Source organism: Collinsella sp. LCP21S3_A9 (assembly GCF_052118785.1).
Classification (GTDB): domain Bacteria; phylum Actinomycetota; class Coriobacteriia; order Coriobacteriales; family Coriobacteriaceae; genus Collinsella.
The window spans coordinates 1-4,380 of sequence record NZ_JBQKGN010000037.1; the positions used below are offsets into that span (position 1 = coordinate 1).

The following is a 4,380-nucleotide window of genomic DNA, read 5'->3' on the forward strand; positions in this document are numbered from 1 at the left end:
GAGGACTACGTCATCATCGACACCGCCGAGTACGCGATCCCGGGCCTGGACGACGACTTCCGCGTCATCGTGTCGCCGTGGATCCTGTCCGTGCTGACCACCGACCGCCTCGCGCGCAACTACGAGCTGGTCACCAAGCACAACCTCAAGTACCGCCGCTACTACCACCAGTTCGACTACTAATTCTATTTGGGGGAAACCGCAATGAGGCAATACATCTTTGCCAGCCACGCGCATTTTGCGACCGGCATCAAGGAGAGCACCGAGCTACTCTCGGGCGCGCGCGATAACGTCCACGATCTGTCGATGTTTGTCGACGGCCGCACCGACGTCGCCGAGGAGGCCGCCAAGCTCCTGGCGACTATCGATCCCGCCGACGATGTGATCGTGTGCACCGACCTGTTTGGCGGCAGCGTCAACAACGAGTTCACCAAGATCGTCCAGACGCGCCCCAACACCTACCTGATTGCCAACATGAATCTGCCGCTGCTAATCCAGCTGCTCTTCTCGGACCAGGAGGCTCCCGCCGACCAGGTTATCCGCGAGATTCTCGCGGCTGACGACACGCGCGTCAAGTTTGTCAACGACCTGCTGACCGATGCGGATGACGAGGAAGAGTTCTAGTCACCGCCTGCTAATAATGGGGCCGGGTTTCCGGCATGAGACCTTTGGGGGTCAATCATGATTCAATTGGTTCGCGTCGACCATCGTCTGCTTCATGGCCAGGTGGCCGTCTCTTGGGTCCAGGGCCTGGGCTCCGACTGCATCTTCTGCGTTGGCGACAAGGTTGCCAACGATCCCGTCTGGAAGACCACGCTCAAGATGGGAAAGCCGGCCAACGCCAAGCTCGTCATCAAGGACATGGAGCACGCCATCGAGGCTATCAACTCCGGTGTCACCGATAAGTACAAGATGATCATCTGCGTCGCCAGCATCGCCGAGGCCAAGCAGCTTGTCGAAGGCTGCCCGCAGATTACCTCCATCAACCTGGGCAACACCAAGTCCAAGGATGAGCAGCGTCCCGATGCCCGTAAGATCTCCCGTCAGATCTTTGTGACCGCTGCCGAGGAAGAGGACATTCGCGAGCTCGTCGGCCGCGGAATCGAGGTCGAGATTCGCGCTCTGGCCGACGACCCCAAGGTCGATGCTCTAAGCGCCCTCTAATTGGGAACTACGGGGCGGCGCGTACGGCGCCGCCCTGCCCGTGGGCGTACCGGATAAACGCTTTACCCGTTACCCCATCTACCGTTCACCGGGAGTACCTGCCCGTTGAGCGATTGGTATTAAATAGTTTTCGCATGACTATATAATTGGTATTAAATCATTTGCACCGGTTTAGGTGTTAACAGCACACCGGTACAAGCTGGATCTGTCTGGACGATTGTCGGCATGGGAAAGGGCGCGCTGACAAGTCGGGAATCGCCGCGCGGATCCAAGAGGGATCAAAGGGAGGAACAATGCTTGTTCAAGCGATCCTTATCGGACTTATCGCTGCCTTCGGTAAGCTCGATTATCAGCTCGGTACGCTCTATGCGTTCCGCCCGATCGTTCTGTGCCCGCTCGTCGGCATAGTCCTCGGGGACCTGCAGTCCGGCCTCGCCATCGGTGCGAGCCTCGAGCTGCTCTTCATGGGCTCAATCTCCATCGGCGCTTACGTGCCGCCCGATGAGTGTATTGGCGGTGTGCTCGCCTGCGCCTTCGCTATTCAGCTGGGTCAGAGCACCGAGGCCGCTATCGCGCTCGCGATGCCCATCGCCACTCTGTGCCTGGCCATTAAGAACGTCGTCAACGCCGGTATGCCCCTTCTGGTCGACCGTGCCGACGTCTTTGCCAGCAAGGGTAACCTCAAGGGTATCTACGCTATGCACTGGATTATCGGTCTCGTGATTGTCGTCCTGGCCTTTATCCTGTGCTCGGTCTCCTTCTATCTGGGTGCCGACGCCGTTCAGGGCCTGCTCGACTTCATCCCGACGTTCGTCCTCGATGGCTTTGGCGTCGCAGCCAACATCCTGCCTGCCATGGGCTTCGCCATGCTCGGCCGTCTGGTGCTTACCAAGCAGCTCGTGCCGTTCTACTTCCTGGGCTTCCTGCTGTGCTCCTATGCCAACGTGCCCGTCCTCGGCGTCGCTCTGATCGCAATCATCATCGGCATCGACAAGTACGACCTGCTGGGCCTTGGTGGCGCCCAGCCCCAGCTTTCTGTGGAAGGGGATGAGGACGATGACTTCTAATTCCGAGAACCAGATTACTCGCTCCGACCTCATTAAGAGCGCCGTGAACACCGGCGCCCTGGGCATGGAATTCTCCTGGACCTACTACAAGCAGATGAACATTGCCTTCTGCCTGATGGTCGCCAACATGCTCAAGAAGATCTATGCCGGCCGTCCCGACGATTACGCCGAGGCCCTGCACCGTCACAGCGCGTTCTTCAACATCACCCCGCAGCTCGCTCCCTTCGTGGGCGGCATCGCGATGGCCATGGAGGAGAAAGTCGCTCGTGGCGAGGTTGAGCCCGAGAGCGTCAACGACATCAAGGCCGCCCTTATGGGCCCGCTTTCCGGCCTGGGTGACTCCTTCTTCCTGTCCACCCTGCGCGTCGTCGCCGCTGCCGTGGGCATCAGCCTGTGCCAGGCCGGAAACGTCTTTGGCCCCATCGCTTTCCTGCTCATCTACAACACCCCGGCGTTCCTGATTCGTATCTTTGGCGCTATCAAGGGTTATGAGCTGGGCATTGGCTTCCTCGACGAGGCTCAGAAGACCGGCCTGATGCAAAAGATCATGGCCTGCGTCGGCATCGTCGGCGTCATGGTCGTCGGCGCCATGAGCAAGGACATGTTCTGGGCTTCGCTGCCCGTCGCTATCGGTCAGGGCGACTCCGCCCAGACTCTCCAGGACATCCTGGACGGCATCATGCCCGGTATGCTCGGCATGGCCGCCTTCTGGCTCTATTACTGGCTGCTCTCCAAGAAGATCAACCCGATGGTCTTGATCCTCTGCACCATGGTCGTGGGCATCATCGGTGCTTACTTTGGAGTGCTTGCCTAATATGTTCGAATCGCGCTTCCATCGCGTCTAACGGTTGCGTCGATCTTTGGGGGCTTGTCGCATCTGCGGCGGCCCCCTGTTTTTTAAAACTCCGTACGAAAGGGGAGGGCTATGGTCGTACCCGAGCTTTCGCTCATGAACATCAACCATCGTTACTACAGCATCGAGACGTTTTTTAAGGCTGCAGGTGAGGCCGGCTATCGCAATATCGAGCTGTGGACCGGCTCGATGCACCTGTATGTGGATTGCCATGAGCACGAATCGGTGGATAAGATTCGCGATCTTGCCGCCCAGTACGGCATCAAGATCGTGTGCGTGTGCCCCGAGCAGAACAACCCCAAGCCGTGGAACGTCGCGGTGCGCGGCGAGGCGGGCCAAAAACGCATCCTCTCGTACTTTAAGAATGTGATCGACGTAGCCGTTGAATTGGGCGCGCCGCAGATTCTGGTGACGAGTGGTTGGGCCTATCTGGACGAGCCGGCTGAGGACGCCTGGGCCCGTAGCGTTGCCATGCTGCGCTCGGTGTGCGACTACGCCGACACGCGCGGTATTCGCGTCGCGCTCGAGGCGCTGCAGCCGTCGGAGTCCGTGCTGGTCAACACTGCACAGGATGTGGCGCGCATCCTCGAGGCGGTCGATCGCCCCAACCTGAAGGCTTGTATCGACTTTGGCGCCATGGAAGTTGCCGGCGACACGATAGACGGCTACTTTGAGGTTTTGGGCAACAAGATCGTTCACACCCACTTTGTAGATGTGGGCGGCGGCACGACGCATCTTGCCTGGGGCGACGGCGAGCGTGATATGCGTGCCGACCTCGAGGCACTCATGCGCCACGGCTATACGGGCTATGTCTCGGCCGAGACGTGTGATGGCCGCTACTATCAGGATCCGTCCAAGGCGACGACTCAGGTTATCGAGATGTATCGCCGTGTGACAGCGGAGATGGAGGCCGAATAACTAAACTGCGCGGTTGCGCCGGAAACGCTTGGGCGGGTCTGGCGCAACGCTTTTATAGCTGGCGAGTTGTGGGGAGCCCGTTGGCAGTAGCGCTCGAAATAGACAACTATTGGCGTTGTAATACCACTCGGGTGAGGAAACCGACCGTTTGCCGCAAATCTCCGTGAGTTTAGATTGGTATTAAATAACAAGCAATCGTATGGCTATAATTGGTATCAGTAAGAAGCGCGATGTATAGAATTGCGCACATGTGATGGGAGGACACACATGAAGGAGACCGAGAAGATCGAGATCATGCACTTCGACCAGGAGGGCTACCTCGAGGACGGCAGGAACGTCTACGAGGCCGGCAAGCGGATGACCGCCCTGGCCGACCGC

General features: G+C 58.8%; 5 protein-coding genes and 1 pseudogene. All 6 read left to right on the forward strand.

The genetic code is table 11. The annotated features are described in order from the left end of the window. Positions 1-183: pseudogene (locus ACTQ05_RS09300) on the forward strand (SIS domain-containing protein); the annotation flags it as partial. Between the two features lie 21 nt (positions 184-204). Then, a complete protein-coding gene (locus ACTQ05_RS09305) occupies positions 205-624 on the forward strand; it encodes a PTS sugar transporter subunit IIA (RefSeq protein WP_154515120.1) in 420 nt (139 codons plus the stop codon). Between the two features lie 57 nt (positions 625-681). Beyond that, on the forward strand, positions 682-1,164 hold the full coding sequence (locus tag ACTQ05_RS09310; protein WP_441538943.1) for a PTS sugar transporter subunit IIB: 483 nt from the start codon (positions 682-684) through the stop codon (positions 1,162-1,164). A gap of 293 nt (positions 1,165-1,457) precedes the next feature. Beyond that, positions 1,458-2,231, forward strand: coding sequence for a PTS mannose/fructose/sorbose/N-acetylgalactosamine transporter subunit IIC (locus ACTQ05_RS09315; protein ID WP_441049355.1), 774 nt, complete (start codon positions 1,458-1,460; stop codon positions 2,229-2,231). Next, a complete protein-coding gene (locus ACTQ05_RS09320; RefSeq protein ID WP_441049357.1) occupies positions 2,212-3,045 on the forward strand; it encodes a PTS system mannose/fructose/sorbose family transporter subunit IID in 834 nt (277 codons plus the stop codon). Before ACTQ05_RS09315 ends, ACTQ05_RS09320 begins: the two co-directional genes overlap by 20 nt. Before the next feature lie 111 nt (positions 3,046-3,156). After that, complete coding sequence (locus tag ACTQ05_RS09325) at positions 3,157-4,002, forward strand: sugar phosphate isomerase/epimerase family protein (protein ID WP_441049359.1); 846 nt, start codon at positions 3,157-3,159, stop codon at positions 4,000-4,002. The last annotated feature ends 378 nt before the right edge of the window (positions 4,003-4,380 follow it).

Coding starts and splice junctions, on each gene's coding strand:
- ACTQ05_RS09325 (WP_441049359.1), top strand. CDS start 3,157: ATGGTCGTACCCGAGCTTTCGCTCATGAACATCAACCATCGTTACTAC.
- ACTQ05_RS09320 (WP_441049357.1), top strand. CDS start 2,212: ATGAGGACGATGACTTCTAATTCCGAGAACCAGATTACTCGCTCCGAC.
- ACTQ05_RS09310 (WP_441538943.1), top strand. CDS start 682: ATGATTCAATTGGTTCGCGTCGACCATCGTCTGCTTCATGGCCAGGTG.
- ACTQ05_RS09315 (WP_441049355.1), top strand. CDS start 1,458: ATGCTTGTTCAAGCGATCCTTATCGGACTTATCGCTGCCTTCGGTAAG.
- ACTQ05_RS09305 (WP_154515120.1), top strand. CDS start 205: ATGAGGCAATACATCTTTGCCAGCCACGCGCATTTTGCGACCGGCATC.